This window comes from Streptomyces mangrovisoli (assembly GCF_000974985.2).
GTDB classification, from domain to species: domain Bacteria; phylum Actinomycetota; class Actinomycetes; order Streptomycetales; family Streptomycetaceae; genus Streptomyces; species Streptomyces mangrovisoli.
The window spans coordinates 1-16,281 of record NZ_LAVA02000048.1; the positions used below are offsets into that span (position 1 = coordinate 1).

Here is a 16,281-nt window from a genome sequence, read left to right on the forward strand (position 1 = left end):
GCGAGGAACTGCGCGACCAGCCACCGGCAACCCGCACCCGAACACGACGCCCAGCCACCCCAGGGGCGCGAGGAACTGCGCGACCAGCCCCCACCCACCCGCACCCGGGACACCGCCCGAGCCGCCCCACACCCCCCAACCCCCAACCCCCCAGCCGAACCGCCCGTAGGGCTACCCCGCGTACTTGGTGTCCGCCGCCGGATCCAGCGCCAGCCGATACCCCCGCTTGACGACCGTCTGAATCAGCTTCGGCGCGCCGAGCGCGGTGCGCAGCCGGGCCATCGCCGTCTCCACCGCGTGCTCGTCACGCCCCGCGCCCGGCAGCGCGCGCAGCAGCTCCGCGCGGGCCACCACCCAGCCGGGCCGGCGGGAGAGCGCGCGCAGCAGGGACATGCCGGCCGGCGGCACCGGCCTGAGCTCGCCGTCCACCAGCACCGCGTGCCCGCGGATCTCCACCCGGTGCCCGGCGATCGGCAGGGTCCGGGCCCGGCCCGGCAGTTCCTGGCAGAGCAGCTGCACGAGCGGCCCGAGCCGGAAGCGCTCGGGCTGCACCGTGTCCAGGCCCCGGGCCTGCAACGGCAGCGCCGTGACCGGTCCGACGCAGGCCGGCAGCACGTCGTGGTGCAGGGCCCCGATCAGCTCGGGGAGCAGGCCCCGCTCCTCCGCCCGCGACATCAGCGACGCGGCGGCGGGCGCGCTGGTGAAGGTCACGGCGTCCACACCGCGCGAGACGACCGCGTCGAGCAGCCGGTCCACCGGCCCGATGTCCTCCGGCGGCATCCACCGGTACACGGGCACCCCCACCACCTCCGCGCCACCCGCCCGCAGCGCCTCCACGAACCCGGGCAGCGGCTCGCCGTGCAGCTGTACGGCGACCCGGCGGCCCTCGACGCCCTCCTCCAGGAGCCGGTCGAGCACCTCGGCCATGGACTCGCTGGACGGCGACCACTGCTCGGTCAGCCCGGCGGCCCGGATGGCGCCCTTGACCTTGGGGCCGCGGGCGAGCAGCTCCACCCGCCGCAGCCGGTCGAGGAGTTGCTCGCCGAGCCCCCAGCCGTCGGCGGCCTCCACCCAGCCGCGGAAGCCGATGGCCGTGGTGGCGACCACCACGTCCGGCGCCTGGTCGATCAAGTCCTTGGTCGCGGCGAGCAGTTCACTGTCGTCGGCGAGCGGCACGATGCGCAGGGCGGGGGCGTGCAGGACGGCGGCGCCGCGCCGCTTGAGCAGTGCGCCGAGCTCGTCGGCACGGCGCGCGGCGGTCACGCCGACGGTGAACCCCGCGAGCGGGCCGGGCCCGTCAGCCTCGGGCCGGTCCGGTCGGTCCGGTCGCTGCTGTGCGTCGTCCATGGCTTACGTCCCGAACTCGAGTGGTGGTACCCGCCGCACGGGGGCCGTACGGGGTCGTGCAATGCCGGTCGAGCCTGTCAACGCCGCGTGACAGGCTCGGTTCGGCTCCGTGTCGCCGGTGTTACGTCACACCTCGGCGTAGCTGAGCTGGGGCTTCGCCTCGGCGGCCGTTTCGGTGCGGGTTTCCCCGGCCGGACGTCGAAGGTATACGGCCCACGTCACCGCGAAGCAGGCGCCGTAGAAGGCGAGGAAGGCGACGAAGGCGCCGGTGCCGGAGCCGTAGGAGAGGAAGGACTGCCGGAAGGCCAGGTTGATGCCGACGCCGCCGAGCGCGCCCACCGCGCCGATCAGGCCCATGGCGGCCCCGGAGATCCGGCGTCCGTGGGCGGCGGCCTCCTCGCCGTCCAGACCCCGGGCGAGCGCCTTGGCGTGGAAGATGCCGGGGATCATCTTGAAGGTGGAGCCGTTGCCGATGCCGGCGAGCGCGAACAGCACGACGAACGCGGTGACGAACAGCGGCAGCGAGGTGTTCATGCTGGCGACGACGAGGACACCGGTCGCGGCGGCCATGGCGACGTAGTTCCACAGCGTGATCCGCGCGCCGCCGAGACGGTCGGCGAGCAGGCCGCCCACCGGCCGGATCAGGGAGCCGAGCAGCGGGCCCATGAAGGTCAGGTACGTCGCCTGCAGCGGCGTACGGCCGAACTGGGTGGTCAGCACCTGCCCGAAGGCGAAGCTGTAGCCGATGAACGACCCGAACGTGCCGACGTAGAGGAAGGACATGATCCAGGTGTGCGGGTCCCGGGCGGCGTCCTTGGCCGCGCCGGTGTCGTTCTTGACGTTCTCGATGTTGTCCATGAACAGCGCCGCGAGCACGGCGGCGACGACGATCAGCGGGATGTAGATCCCGAGCAGCACCCGCGGTCCGCCGCTCGCGCCGATGACGGCGAGGGCGGCCAACTGGATCGCCGCGACACCGATGTTGCCGCCGCCCGCGTTCAGCCCGAGCGCCCAGCCCTTCTTGCGCAGCGGGAAGAAGGCGTTGATGTTGGTCATCGAGGAGGCGAAGTTGCCGCCGCCGATGCCGGCGAGCAGCCCGGTCCACAGGAACGTGGAGAACGAGGTCCCCGGGTGCATCACCGCGAACGCGGCGATGGTCGGGACGAGCAGCAGACTGGCCGAGATCACCGTCCAGTTGCGGCCGCCGAAGACCGCCACGGCAAAGGTGTACGGCACCCGGACGACCGCCCCGACGAGGGTGACCATCGACGTGAGCAGGAACTTGTCGGCCGGGGTCAGCCCGTACTCCGGTCCCATGAACAGGACCAGTACGGACCACAGGGTCCAGATCGAGAAGCCGATGTGCTCGGAGAGGACGGAGAAGGCGAGGTTGCGCCGGGCGGTCCGCTCCCCCGTCGTGTTCCAGAAGGTCTCGTCCTCGGGATCCCACTGCTGGATCCAGCGGCCTGTACCAGCGACGGTCATGACGCCTCCACGGTGCTCCGGGGCTCGGATGGGGTGCTGAGCGGTGACGAGACCCGAAGGTAGAAAGGGCGCGTTTCCCTCATGTGGCTGTGAGTGACCGGAAGGGAACGTTGCTCTCACTCGGCCGGGGGTCCTCCGGTGAGAACGAGCGGCCTCCCCCCGCCGGTCACGCGCGCCCGCGCCCGCGCGCGGGACGCGCGAGGGCGCCGCCGCCCCGGATCGGGGGCGGCGGCGCCGTGGTCGCTCGGGGTGACGGGTGGTGCGCTACGGCCCCGCCACCGCATGGCGCTTGGCGCGCCCGCGCGGTGCGCCGTCCGGCCAGAGCCGGGGGCTGCGCTTCGCCGCGAGGTCCTCGATCCAGCCGAAGGCGAGGATGGCCAGCGCGATCAGCGGCCAGACCAGCAGGAACATCAGCCAGGTGTACGCCGAGGTGATCGCCGAGGCGTCGGTGTCGCTCTGCAGGAACGGCAGGCTGTACAGCTGGTCGATGATCGGGACCGTCAGCATGATCAGCAGGTTGTGCCAGAGGTAGATGGTCATGGCCCGGCTGTTGGAGAGGGTCACCAGCCGGTCGTAGCGCGCCAGCCGGCCCGGCAGTTCCTGCCACGACGGGGAGTACTGGAGCAGGATCACGACGAACCCGAACGACCAGGTGGCCTGGGCCAGCGGGATGTCGTTGAGGTCCCAGCCGTCCGGGCCGTGATGGCCCGAGGCCCACCACAGGCCGAAGGCCATCAGCAACGTCGAGCAGGAGACGGCGAGATAGCGCGGGACCTTCTGGAGCACGCCCTCGTGGTGGGCGATGCCGAGGGTCCAGCAGCCGCCGAAGACCACGAAGTCGGTGACGGCGTTGCCGGTCTCGCCGGGGATGGTGACGATCCCCGTGCCGACGACGGCCGTCAGGGCGAGCGGGGCGAGCAGGGTCGCCCAGGGCACCCGCCGGAACGCCCACAGGATCAGCGGGGTCGCGATCACGAACCACATGTAGGCGCGCAGGTACCACAGCGGGCCCGCCGCCTGCTCGGCCCAACTGGCGTCCAGAAGTCCGGAGTCGGAGCCGAGGTGCTCGGGGTAGGGCGGAGCGCCGACGGGCAGGAAGTAGTCCAGCACCTGTACGACGTGCCAGCCGCCGCCCAGGTCGGGGTCCTTCGACGGCTTCCATCCGGCCGCGAACATCATGGTCAGCGCCACCGCGCTGAAGGCCCACAGCGGCGGCAGCAGCCTGCGCAGCCGGCCGCGGATCACGCTGAGCGCGGGCCGCTTGAGCGAGCGCGCCATCAGGGAGCCGGCGAGCGCGAACATCACGCCCATGGACGGGAACACGATGGACAGCCAGGCCCAGCCGAGCAGGTGGTAGACGACCACCCGGATCAGGGCGAGGGTGCGCAGCAGGTCCAGGTAGCGGTCGCGGCCCGGCACCGACCGCCGGGCGGGCGGCTGCTCCTCGGGGGCGGGCGGCATCTCCGCCACGGGCTGGCGCGGGATGCCGAAGGCCGGGGTGGCGTCGGCGCTCGCGCCGGTCGGGTATCCGTGGGTCATGCCACGGGCCTCCGTTCACCGCTGCTGCGGGACTCGCGGTCGGACACGGGGCCGCCGCCGGGCGCCCCCAGGACGCCGGTGCGCCGCAGTTTCTGCCAGCGCAGCCGGCCGCCGGTGAGCGCCGTGATCCAGGACTGGAGCAGGACGACGTACATCAACTGCCGGTAGAGGAGTTGCTGGAGGGGCAGCGAGAGCAGATGGGTCATGCGCTCGCGGTCCAGGCGGAAGGCGTAGGCCGCGCAGACCAGTTGGACGGCGAGGACGCCCAGCCAGGCGATGATCGTCTTCTGGGTGGGGCCGAAGATCACGCCGTAGAGCAGGAAGATGTCGATGAGCGGCGCGAGCAGCGGGGCGACCACCATGAACAGCGAGACCAGCGGCAGGCCGACGCGGCCGAAGCGGCCCGAGGGGCCCCGGTCGAGGAGCGCTCCGCGGTGCTTCCAGATCGCCTGCATGGTGCCGTAGGACCAGCGGTAGCGCTGGGACCACAGCTGCTGGACCGACTCGGGCGCCTCGGTCCAGGCGCGGGCGTTCTCCGCGTACACCACGCGCCAGCCGTCGCGGTGGATGGCCATCGTGATGTCGGTGTCCTCGGCGAGGGTGTCCTCGCTCATGCCGCCGACGCGTTCGAGGGCGGTGCGGCGGAAGGCGCCGACCGCGCCCGGGATGGTCGGCATGCAGCGCAGGACGTCGTACATGCGGCGGTCGAGGTTGAAGCCCATCACGTACTCGATGTGCTGCCAGGCGCCGATCATCGAATCGCGGTTGCCGACCTTGGCGTTGCCCGCCACGGCGCCGACGCGCGGGTCGCCGAAGGGCTGCACCAGCTCGCGGACGGTGGACGGCTCGAAGACCGTGTCGCCGTCCATCATCACGATCAGGTCGTGACTGGCGTTCGCCACACCGCGGTTGAGGGCGGCCGGCTTGCCCGCGTTGACCTGCCGGACCACCCGCACCCCGGGCAGGTCGAGGTCCTCCACGATCCGCGCGGTGCCGTCCGAGGAGCCGTCGTCCACGACGATCACCTCGATCGGATGGTCGCTCGCGGTCAGTGAACGGACCGTGGCCTCGATGCACTTGGCCTCGTTGTACGCCGGCACCAGCACGGTCACCGGTTCGGTGACGGGCTTGCCCCAGCGGAAGCCGCGGCGGCGCACCCGGCGCGCGTGCAGCACGGAGAGCAGCAGCATCAGGCCGAAGCGGGCGATGACCAGGGCCCCGACGACGGCGAGGCAGACGGTCAGGGCGTCGGTGACGTCGTCGGACGCCGTCACCAGGAAGATCCAGGCGCGGCCCTTCCACAGGTCGATCCCGGTGACCGGGGTGAGCGCGCTCTTCGCGCCGAGGGCCTCGGTGATGTTGTCGAACCGGTAGCCCTTGGCCTGGAGTTCGGGCAGCAGCTTGTCGAGGGCCTCGACGGTCTGGTGCCGGTCGCCGCCGGAGTCGTGCATCAGGACGACCGCGCCCTTGCCGTTCTTGGGCTGGGCGTTCTGGACGATCTTGTCGACGCCCGGCTTCTGCCAGTCCTCGGTGTCCATGTCGTTGACGACGGTGATGTAGCCGCGGGTGCCGATGTACTCGGTGACCGGCCAGGACTTGTCGTCCATGGCGTCGGCGAAGGAGGAGTACGGCGGCCGGAACAGCGAGGTGCGCACGCCCGCGGCGCCGCTGATGGCGAGCTGGGTGGTGGACAGCTCCCAGTCGATGCGGCTCTTGGACTGGTAGGAGAGGTCGGGGTGGTCGAAGGTGTGCACGCCGACCTCGTTGCCCTCGTCGACGATCCGCTTGACCAGCTCGGGGTAGCGCGAGGTCATGGTGCCGGTGACGAAGAAGACCGCGTGCGCGTGGTGCTTCTTGAGGACGTCGAGGACCTTCGGGGTCCAGGTCGGGTCGGGGCCGTCGTCGAAGGTGAGGACGATCCGGTGGTCGGGCACCCTGAGGCTGGTGGTGCGGCCGCTGCGAGTGTCGATCACCGGGCCGCCGTCGAGGATCTTCTCCGGCACCTTGTCGGTGGCGGCCTCGGGCTGGATGCGGTGGTCGGCGAGGATCTCGCTGTGCACGTAGCCGCGGAGCATGAGCATCGCGACGATCGAGAGCAGCAGGGTGAGCGGCAGCAGCAGGCGCAGACGCAGCCGGGGACGGGAGCGGCCGGTGCCGGCCGCCCGGTGCTGGTGCTGCTGGCGGCGGGAACGGGAGGGCATCAGGCGAGGCTCCCCGTCGGGGTGGCTGCGGCGGAGGTCGTGGCGAGGGGCGCGGGGTCGCTGCCGCCGTTCGCCACGGTGCCCGAGCCGTTGCCCGAGCCGCCCGTGCTCTCGGTCGGGGTGGGCGTGGAAGTGGCGGGCGTGCTGGACTGGTTGGCCGCGGGCGTGGTCGCCGTCGTGGCCGGTGTGGTCGGCTGGGTGACGCCCGAACCGCTGCCCGGTGCCTTCGTCGTCTTCGACGCGCTCGGCTTGGGACTCGTCGACGCCTTCGGGGAGGCGGACTTGGAGGCCTTGGGCGAGGCGGACGCCTTGGCGCCGGGCGGCGCGGAGCTGGTGGCGTCGACGGTGGGCGCGGCGCCCGGGACGACCGGGGCGGCCTCGTCGCCGGACCGCTTCGCCGAACCGGAGGGTGACGGGGAGGGGTCGACCTTGCCCGCGGGTTTGCCGCCGCCCTGCCCGGGGACGGGCAGCCAGGGTGCGCTGGAGTTGCCGGACATCAGGGTGACGACGATGACCGCCGCGTAGACCGCGCAGGCCACGCCGACGAACAGGCCGATCCTGCGGAATCTGCGGCTGCGGCGGCCGGACGCGTCCACGAAGACGGGGCTGTCCGAGGCGCTCGGGGCCGGCGCGCCGCCGGACGGGTCCGGGGCGCTGTCGAGCTGGACGGTGACCTCGTTCGGGTCGGGTGCCGGTTCGTTCCACGGGTCCCGAGGCTGCCGCACGTCCATCAGATCGGCGCGCGGCTCCGTGCGCCGGCCGCCGCGGGCCCTCGTGCTTCCGGTCTTGTGGAGCGCCGTCCGGTCGGTCTTCGCCCTCGACGACTCTCGTGTCGCCGATGTGCTGAAGGGCCGATCCGGTTGGGCGTCTTCTCGCCAGTCTTTCACGTGCGCAATTCCCCCCATGGGATGATCCGGGTGCGCATATGGGTCGGAGCACACACCACGGAACCAGGCCCCCACCTGGTCCCAAGCGCCCCATTTATCACGGTGTGCTCAGGTCTCATGACTGTAGCCCACTTGGGGTGATCCGTGTGCGTCACATGTCAATATTGCGATTTCGCCATGTTCACGTCTATGGCCGGAATCCATCCATCCGCGGGCCGCTCCAGCCAGCCTTCACGAGCCGTCAATTCGGCGGCGGCGCGGCGCAGAGCGTCGAACGCCGGATGCACCAGCCCCTTTCGCCACACGAGCGACACGGGCGACAGCGGCACCGGGTCGATCAAGGGGCGCACCACCATGCCGCGCAGGGGCGGAAAGTCGACCACGGCGAGAACGGGATTCCGGGTCCGGGCCATCATGCGTTCGAATTCCTCGTCGCCGACGGCGAGCGGCAGCGCCGGGGCGACCCGGATGCCGCGCCCCTCGAAGAGCCGGTGCGCGAGATCGGTCCACTCCGGGGTGCGCTGATTGCCGGCGCCCGCGTAGACGGACTCGCCCGCCAGCGCGTCGACCGGTACGGCGGCCAGGGCGGCCAGCCGGTGCTCCTCGGGCAGCACGACGGCCATCCGCTCGTAGCGCACGGGCTGGTGGGCGAGGCCGGTGCGCAGCGCCGCGTCGAGGCCCGCGAACCGCCCGAACGAGGCGTCGAGGCGGCCCGCGAGCAACTCGGCCGCCGCGTGCGTCAGTCCGCTCTCGAAGCGGGCCATCAGCTCTTGTTCGGGGGCGAGTTCACGGGCGCGGTGCAGCACCTGCCGACCGGTGCTCAGACCAGGGGAGTTGAGGTCGACCAGCAGCGGGCGGCTCTCCCCGAGCGCGGCGAGCAGGGCGTCCTGCGCCTCCAACACCCGGCGCGCGTAGGGCAGCAGGCGCTCGCCGTCGCCGGTCAGGGTCACCTGACGGGTCGTACGGACGAACAGCTCGCGGCCGAACTCGCGCTCCAGGCGCCGCACATCGCGGCTGAGCGCCTGCTGGGCGACGTAGAGACGGGCGGCCGCGCGGGTGAAGTGCAGCTCCTCCGCGACGGTGACGAAGGCGCGCAGGAGGCGGGGGTCCAGGTGGGCGGGCATCCGGTGAACCTAGCAAGGATTCACAACCGAAGTGCGTGAATAGGCGCGGAGAAGGTGTTGGACCCCTTGATCCCTTTCGCAGGACCGTAAGGGCATGTCCACGTCGACCTCCGGCGCACGGCCGGACCCTCCCCTGCTGCTCACCGTCGTCTCCGACACCCTGGTCGCCGCCGACTTCGGCCCCCGCTTCGGGCACGGCGGCCGGGGCGGCGGACGGCCGCCGGGCCCGTACCGCCGGCTGTTCGCCCGGCGCGGCGCCCGCGCCTTCGCGTTCGGCGGCCTGATCGCCCGGCTGCCCAGCGGCATGTTCGGGGTCAGCGCGGTCACCATGATCGCCGGGGTGCGCGGCTCCTACGCGCTGGCCGGGGCGGTCACCGCGGTGGGCCTCGCGGCGAACGCCGTGACCGGGCCGTGGATCGCCCGCCTCGTCGACCGGCACGGCCAGGCCCGCGTCGCCGTGCCGGCCGCCGCGTGCTCGGCGCTCGGCAGTCTCGCGCTGCTGCTGTGCGTGCACTACGGCACCGCCGACTGGACCCTGTTCGCCGCGTACGCCGCCACCGCGACCACCCCCAACACCGGGGGCATGTCCCGCGCCCGCTGGGCCCGCCTGGTCGCGGACGACCCCGCGGCCCTGCACACCGCGAACTCCTTCGAGCAGGCCGCGGACGAGGTCTGCTACATGCTCGGGCCGGTGCTCGCGGCCTTCCTGTGCGGGACGTTCTTCCCGGAGGCGGGCACGCTGGTGGGGGCGGTGCTGCTGCTGGCCGGGATGCTGCTGTTCGCCGCGCAGCGCTCCACCGAACCGCCGCCCGGCGGCCGCGCCCGGTCCCGGTCGCCGCTGCGCGCGCCCGGCATACCGCCGCTGCTCGCCCAGTTCGTCGCCACCGGGGCCGTGTTCGGCTCGATGGAGGTGGTCACCATCGCCTACGCCGACGCGCTCGGGCACCGGGCCGCCGCCGGGGTCGTGCTCGGGCTCCAGGCCGCCGGTTCGGGCGCCGCGGGCCTGCTGTTCGGCGCGCTGAAGCCGGCCGGTCCGGCCGAGCGGAGGCTTCCGTGGTGCCTGGCGGCGATGGCCGTGCTGATGTCGCTGCCGCTGCTCTCGGCGCGCACCGGCGGCTCGCTCCTGGCGCTCGCGCCCGCCCTGCTCGTCGCGGGGATGGCGACCGCGCCGACGATGGTGACCGCGATGACCGTCCTCCAGCGGCGCACGCCCGAGGGCCGCCTCAACGAGGGCATGAGCCTCGCGGTCACCGGGCTGCTGGGGGGCATCGGCGCGGGGTCGGCGGCGGGCGGCTGGACGGCGCAGCACGTGGGGGCGGCGGCGGGGTTCGGGGTGCCGGTCGTGGCGGCGGCCGTGGCCCTGGCGGTCGGGGCGGCGTCGGCCACCCGTCCCGTCCCGGCCTAGCCCCGCCCCACAGCCCTCCGACCGGGGCCGGCCACCCACCCCGCACAGACCTCCGACCGGGGCCGGCCACCCACCCCGCACAGACCTCCGGGCGGGCCCGGCCACCCGCCCCGCCCGGACCGTCCGGCCCCGTCCGCCGGACACCCCCGCCGGGCCCCGACCGGGGCCCGGCGGGCCCATCCGCGCCGTCGACACCCGCGGCCCGGGACCCTTTCGCGCCGTTCCCTGCGCGGCTGGAGCGTGCGGCCCGGCGGGGCCCTTTCGCGCAGTTCCCCGCGCCCCTTGCAGGGGCCACCCGGCCTGTGGACGATCCCGCGGCCCGGTGGGGCTCCTTCGCGCAGTTCCCCGCGCCCCTTGCGGGGGCGCAGGTGGCCGTGCCCCGAAAGGGGCGCGGGGAACTGCGCGACCAGCCACGACGGCGCCGCACGGGGGCACTGTGCGAACTTCGCCGACCGCGGCCCGGCGGGGCCCCTCCGGGGCACGGCCACCCGGGCCACCCCAAGGGGCGCGGGGAACTGCGCGACCAGCCACGACGGAGCCGCACGGGGGCACTGTGCGATGCTCGCGGGCCGCGGGCCGGTGGGGGCTGGGCGCGCAGTTCCCCGCACCCCTTCCGGGGCACCGGCCCCGCACGCCCCAGCGGCGCGGGGACCGGCGCGAAAAGCACCCGCAGGGGCGCCGGTGCCGGCGGCGCGGGTGGGCGCAATCGGGCCATCCCGGGCGAACCCACCCCCATTTGTCGACCCGCTTGGCAAATTCCTGCCGGACCCATTGACGTCGTCGCAGCCCCTACATACCTTCCTCCGTCGAAGCGCTTCGACGTTTCGCGTCGAATCGATTCGATGACCGAATCGACAACCCGCGAAACATCCCCGCGCCTCACGCTCGACCCCTCCCGACCCCGACCCACCCCATCCGATTCCCCAGGAGGAACGGGATGTTTACGGCACGAAGGCGTGTGGTGGCCTCGGCACTGATCCTGACCGGATCACTGCTCCTGACCTCCTGCGGCAACTCGGACAGCGAGTCGTCCGACGGCAAGACGCTGACCCTGTGGCACTACGAAGGCTCCGACAGCGCGATGGGCATCGCCTGGAACGAGGCCATCAAGGAGTTCAAGGCCACCCACCCGGGCGTGACGGTGAAGTTCGAGGCGAAGGGCTTCGAGCAGATCCAGAAGACCGCGTCGATGGTGCTGAACTCCTCGGACGCGCCCGACATCATGGAGTACAACAAGGGCAACGCGACCGCGGGCCTGCTCTCCAAGCAGGGACTGCTGACCGACCTCACGGCCGAGGCCACCAAGCGCGGCTGGGACAAGAAGCTCAGCGCCGGCGTGAAGACCACGAGCCAGTACGACAGCAACGGCGTCATGGGCTCCGGCAAGTGGTACGGCGTGCCCAACTACGCCGAGTACACGATGGCCTTCTACAACAAGGACATGTTCAAGAAGTACGGGATCGCCGAGCCGACCACGTACGACGAACTGACCGCCGCGATGGACAAGTTCGTCGCGAAGGGCATCACCCCGCTGGCCAACGCCGGCGCCGAGTACATGGCCCAGCAGTACCTCTACCAGCTCGCCCTCTCCAAGGCCGACCGCACCTGGGTCGACAAGTACGAGCTGTACAAGGGCAAGAACGACTTCCACGACGCGGCCTGGACCTACGCGGCGAACACCTTCGCCGACTGGGTGAAGAAGGGCTACATCGCCAAGACCTCCAGCGGCACCAAGGCCGAGGACGCGGGCGTCTCCTGGATCCAGGGCAAGTCCCCGATCCTGTTCTCCGGCAGCTGGTGGTACGGCCGCTTCGAGTCCGAGGCCAAGTTCGACTGGGACTCCGGCCTGTTCCCGGGCTCGAACCTGACCCTGGGCTCCGGCGGCAACCTGTGGGTGGTCCCCAAGGGCGCCAAGAACAAGAACCTGGCCTACGACTTCATCGACATCACCATGTCGAAGAAGATCCAGAACCTGCTGGGCAACAAGGGCGGCGTCCCGGTCGCCGCGGACGCCTCCGCGATCACCGACCCCAAGACCAAGACCCTGATCTCGAACTACAACACCCTCTCCAGCCGTGACGGCCTGGCCTTCTACCCCGACTGGCCGGTGGCCGGCTTCTACGACACCCTCGTCTCCGAGACGCAGAAGCTGATCACGGGCAGCGAGAAGCCCGACGCCTACCTGGACAACCTCCAGAAGGCGTACGACAAGGGCGTACCGCAGCAATGACGGTGACCGCCGAACGCGGCGGGCAGGTGACCGGCCGACAGGTGAAGGCCGGTCACCCGCGTCGCCCGCGCGACTCCTACGCACTGTTCCTGATCCCCGGGATCATCGCCTTCACGGCGATCATCATCGTGCCGTTCCTCATGAACACCGGGATCAGCTTCACCAACTGGCAGGGCGTCGGCACCCCTTCGTGGACCGGCCTCGCCAACTACCGCGAGCTGTGGGACGACAGCGAGTTCTGGGCGTCCTTCCGGCACAGCCTCTTCATGGTGCTGGCCATGGCCGCGATCCCCACCGCGGTCGGACTCGTCCTGGCCGCGGCCCTCTTCGACTTCGTCGGCAAGCACTTCGGCAGCCGGATCGTCGCCGTGCTGCGGGCCTGCTTCTACCTCCCGCAGGTGCTGCCGATCGCCGTCGCGGGCATCGTGTGGAGCTGGATCCTCGCCCCCGAGAACGGCTCGCTCAACGCCCTGCTGAAGGCGATCGGCCTCGGCTCCTGGCAGCAGGACTGGCTCGGTGACCCCGACATCGCGCTGTACAGCGTGATGGGCGTGATGGTCTGGGTGCAGCTCGGCTTCCCGCTCGTGGTCTTCATGGCGGGCCTCCAGCGCGTCGACCCCGGTCTGCACGAGGCGGCCGAGCTGGACGGCGCGGGCTGGTGGCGCCGGTTCTGGCACATCACGCTGCCGCAGATCCGCCCGGAGATCTACGTCGTGCTGACCTGGTGCTCGATCGCCGCGCTCAAGGTGTTCGGCGCCGTGTACGTGCTGACCAAGGGCGGACCCGGCGGCGCGACCGACGTGCCCTCGTACTTTTCCTTCAGCACGTTCTTCGAGAAGACCCAGGTCGGCTACGGCGCCGCGATCTCCACCGTGCTCACGGCGGTGATCCTCGTCCTGGCCCTGATCGGGCTGAAACTCCAGACCCGCGCCGAGGACGCGGAGGAAGGGGTGCGCTCATGACGACGGCCCTTCGCCGCTGGCCCGTTCTGGTGGCCCTGTGCATCGCGGCACTGTTCATGGTTCTGCCGTTCCTCATCGTGCTGATGAACGCGATCAAGTCGCCGGCCGAGTACTCCCAGCACGGCCCGCTGAGCATGCCCCACGGCCTCTACCTGGACGGCCTGAAGGACTTCTGGCAGCGCGTCGACTACGGCCAGAAACTCTTCAACTCGGTGCTGATCAGCGGCTCGGTGGCGATCCTCGCGGCCCTGCTGTCGATCCTGAACGCGTACGCGATCGGCATCGGCCGGATCAAGGGCCGTACCTGGGTGCTGGCGTTCTTCGTGCTCGCCAACATGCTGCCGCAGGAGGCGCTGGTCTACCCGGTGTACTACCTCGCCAAGGAGGTCGGGCTCTACGACACCCGGCTGAGCGTGATCATCGTGTTCACGGTGATCCAGGCGGCGTTCGGCACCTATCTGCTCTCCTCGGTGCTCGGCCAGTTCCCGCGCGAGATCATCGAGGCGGCCAAGATCGACGGAGCGACCACCTGGCAGGTGCTCTGGCGGATCGTGGTGCCGGTGAGCAGGCCCACCCTCGGCGTCCTGATGGTCTTCTTCTTCATCTGGACCTGGAACGAGTTCCTGCTCCCGCTGGTCATGCTGATCTCCAACGACAACCAGACGGTGTCGGTGGCGCTCGGTGTCCTCCAGGGGCAGCGGCTGATGGACGCCACGATGACCAACGCGGCCGCCCTGCTCGGCGTGCTGCCGGCCCTGGTCTTCTTCCTCGTCTTCCAACGGACCCTCACCCGCGGCATCGCCGTCGGTGCTGTGAAGTAAGGACCCCCCACGTGAAGTTCACCGACGGCTACTGGCTGCTGCGCGAGGGCGTCACCGCGGCCCACCCGGTCGAGGTGCTCGACGTCACCGCCCTCGGGGACGGCTCCTCGGGCCGTTCGCTGGAGATCCACGCGCCGACCCAGCCCATCCGCCACCGCGGCGACCTGCTGAAGGGACCGGTCGTGACGATCAGCGCGCACGCGCCGATGCCCGGTGTCATCGGCCTCACCCTCACCCACTTCGCGGGCGAGCAGCCGAGGGGACCGCGGTTCGAGGTGCGCACGGAGGACGCCGGCACCCAGGTGTCGTACGACGACGACACCGCGACGCTGACCGCCGGTGACCTGTCGGTGCGGGTTGCCCGCAAGGGCGACTGGCGCGTCGACTTCCTGGCCGGCGGCCGGGTCCTCACCTCCAGCGGCTCCAAGGGCATGGGCATCATGCGCGACGCGAGCGGGGCGCACTATCTGCGCGAGCAACTGGGCCTCGGCGTCGGCACCGCGGTCTACGGCCTCGGCGAGCGCTTCGGGCCGCTGGTGAAGAACGGCCAGGTCGTCGACATCTGGAACGCCGACGGCGGCACCTCCAGCGAACAGGCGTACAAGAACGTCCCGTTCTACCTGACGGACGCCGGCTACGGCGTCTTCGTCGACCACCCCGGCAAGGTCTCCTTCGAGGTCGGCTCCGAGAACGTCTCCCGGGTCCAGTTCAGCGTCGAGGCCCAGGAGCTGACGTACTACGTCATCCACGGCCCCGACCCGAAGGAGATCCTGCGCAAGTACACGGCGCTGACCGGCCGTCCGGCCCTGCCGCCCGCGTGGTCCTTCGGCCTGTGGCTGTCGACGTCCTTCACGACGTCGTACGACGAGAAGACCGTGACGTCCTTCATCGACGGGATGCGGGAGCGCGAACTTCCGCTGTCCGTCTTCCACTTCGACTGCTTCTGGATGCGCGAGTTCAACTGGTGCGACTTCGAGTGGGACCCGCGCGTCTTCCCCGACCCGGAGGGGATGCTCGCCCGGCTGCACGACAAGGACCTGAAGGTCTGCGTGTGGATCAACCCCTACATCGCGCAGCGCTCCCCGCTGTTCGCGGAGGGCAAGGCGCTCGGCCATCTGCTGCGCAGGCCCGACGGCAGCGTGTGGCAGTGGGACCTGTGGCAGCCGGGCATGGCCCTGGTCGACTTCACCAGCCCGGCGGCGCGCGAGTGGTACGCGGCCAAGCTGGAGGCGCTGCTGGAACAGGGCGTGGACTGCTTCAAGACCGACTTCGGCGAGCGCGTCCCCACGGACGTGGCGTGGGCCGACGGCTCCGACCCGGAGCGGATGCACAACTACTACACGCACCTCTACAACCAGACCGTCTTCGACGTGCTGAAGAAGCACCGCGGTGAAGAGGAGGCGGTGGTCTTCGCCCGCTCGGCGACCGGCGGCAGCCAGCAGTTCCCGGTGCACTGGGGCGGCGACTGCGAGTCGTCGTACGAGGCGATGGCGGAGTCGCTGCGCGGCGGTCTGTCGCTGGGCCTGTCCGGCTTCGGCTTCTGGAGCCACGACATCGGCGGCTTCGAGGGCACCCCGTCGCCCGGGGTGTTCAAGCGGTGGATCGCGTTCGGCCTGCTCTCCTCGCACAGCCGACTGCACGGCTCCTCCTCCTACCGGGTGCCGTGGCTGTTCGACGAGGAGTCGGTGGACGTGCTGCGGCTGTTCACCCGGCTCAAGCTCGGTCTGATGCCGTATCTGCACCAGGCCGCGCGCACCGCGCACACCGAGGGCACCCCGATGATGCGGGCGATGGTCCTGGAGTTCCCCGACGACCCCGGGTGCACGCACCTGGAGCGGCAGTACATGCTCGGCCCGGACCTGCTGGTGGCCCCCGTCTTCAGCGACGAGGGCGACGTGACGTACTACGTGCCCGAGGGGACCTGGACCCACTACCTCGGTGGGCGGACGGTGACCGGTCCGCGCTGGGTGCGCGAGACGCACGGCTTCGACAGCGTGCCGCTGCTGGTCAGGCCCGGCGCGGTGATCCCGGTCGGGGCGGTCGAGGACCGGCCGGACTACGACTACGCGGACGGGGTGACGCTGCGGGCCTACGAACTCGCGCGCGGTGCCCGGGTGGAGGTGCCGGTCGGCGACGTGACCTTCACCGTCGTCCGCGAGGGCGACACGCTGCGCGCGACGTCCAGTGACCCGTCGGCGCCGTGGGCGCTGGCCGCGGGCGACCGGACGGCGCGGGCGGAGGCGGGCACCGGCTTCCTCACGCTGGAGCTGGGCTGATGAC

11 protein-coding genes are annotated in these 16,281 nt (G+C 71.4%); 5 read left to right on the plus strand and 6 right to left on the minus strand.

The genetic code is table 11. The features are described from left to right. Positions 1 to 171: 171 nt before the first annotated feature. From WN71_RS21140 to WN71_RS21165, 6 genes are all read right to left on the minus strand, one after another. Positions 172 to 1,347 carry a uroporphyrinogen-III synthase gene (locus WN71_RS21140; protein WP_046584598.1) on the minus strand — a complete coding sequence of 392 codons (1,176 nt, stop codon included), beginning with the start codon at positions 1,345 to 1,347 and terminating at the stop codon, positions 172 to 174. A gap of 126 nt (positions 1,348 to 1,473) precedes the next feature. Next, positions 1,474 to 2,832 carry a nitrate/nitrite transporter gene (locus WN71_RS21145; protein WP_046584599.1) on the minus strand — a complete coding sequence of 453 codons (1,359 nt, stop codon included), beginning with the start codon at positions 2,830 to 2,832 and terminating at the stop codon, positions 1,474 to 1,476. Between the two features lie 264 nt (positions 2,833 to 3,096). Further along, on the minus strand, positions 3,097 to 4,371 hold the full coding sequence (locus WN71_RS21150) for an acyltransferase family protein (RefSeq protein ID WP_046584600.1): 1,275 nt from the start codon (positions 4,369 to 4,371) through the stop codon (positions 3,097 to 3,099). Further along, complete coding sequence (locus tag WN71_RS21155; protein WP_046584601.1) at positions 4,368 to 6,572, minus strand: bifunctional polysaccharide deacetylase/glycosyltransferase family 2 protein; 2,205 nt, start codon at positions 6,570 to 6,572, stop codon at positions 4,368 to 4,370. Before WN71_RS21155 ends, WN71_RS21150 begins: the two co-directional genes overlap by 4 nt. Then, positions 6,572 to 7,297 (minus strand): hypothetical protein, encoded by a 726-nt coding sequence (locus WN71_RS21160; RefSeq protein WP_143074862.1) that lies wholly within the window; start codon positions 7,295 to 7,297, stop codon positions 6,572 to 6,574. The genes WN71_RS21155 and WN71_RS21160 overlap by 1 nt, the downstream gene beginning before the upstream one ends. 320 nt (positions 7,298 to 7,617) lie before the next feature. Then, positions 7,618 to 8,583 carry a LysR family transcriptional regulator gene (locus tag WN71_RS21165; RefSeq protein ID WP_046584603.1) on the minus strand — a complete coding sequence of 322 codons (966 nt, stop codon included), beginning with the start codon at positions 8,581 to 8,583 and terminating at the stop codon, positions 7,618 to 7,620. Positions 8,584 to 8,677: 94 nt separating this feature from the next. On the opposite strand from WN71_RS21165, the gene WN71_RS21170 reads away from it, so the two are divergent. The 5 genes from WN71_RS21170 (at position 8,678) to yicI (ending at position 16,277) form a co-directional block, all read left to right on the plus strand. Then, the gene (locus WN71_RS21170; RefSeq protein WP_046584604.1) at positions 8,678 to 9,988 is read left to right on the plus strand and encodes an MFS transporter; all 1,311 of its coding nucleotides are present in this window, start codon (positions 8,678 to 8,680) and stop codon (positions 9,986 to 9,988) included. A 937-nt stretch (positions 9,989 to 10,925) separates the two neighbouring features. Further along, the gene (locus tag WN71_RS21175; protein ID WP_206300111.1) at positions 10,926 to 12,218 is read left to right on the plus strand and encodes an ABC transporter substrate-binding protein; all 1,293 of its coding nucleotides are present in this window, start codon (positions 10,926 to 10,928) and stop codon (positions 12,216 to 12,218) included. Then, on the plus strand, positions 12,215 to 13,180 hold the full coding sequence (locus tag WN71_RS21180) for a carbohydrate ABC transporter permease (protein ID WP_046590707.1): 966 nt from the start codon (positions 12,215 to 12,217) through the stop codon (positions 13,178 to 13,180). The genes WN71_RS21175 and WN71_RS21180 overlap by 4 nt, the downstream gene beginning before the upstream one ends. Continuing rightward, positions 13,177 to 14,001 (plus strand): carbohydrate ABC transporter permease, encoded by an 825-nt coding sequence (locus WN71_RS21185; protein WP_046590703.1) that lies wholly within the window; start codon positions 13,177 to 13,179, stop codon positions 13,999 to 14,001. The genes WN71_RS21180 and WN71_RS21185 overlap by 4 nt, the downstream gene beginning before the upstream one ends. Positions 14,002 to 14,012: 11 nt before the next feature. Continuing rightward, the gene (yicI, locus tag WN71_RS21190; RefSeq protein WP_046590701.1) at positions 14,013 to 16,277 is read left to right on the plus strand and encodes an alpha-xylosidase; all 2,265 of its coding nucleotides are present in this window, start codon (positions 14,013 to 14,015) and stop codon (positions 16,275 to 16,277) included. Positions 16,278 to 16,281: the final 4 nt, after the last annotated feature.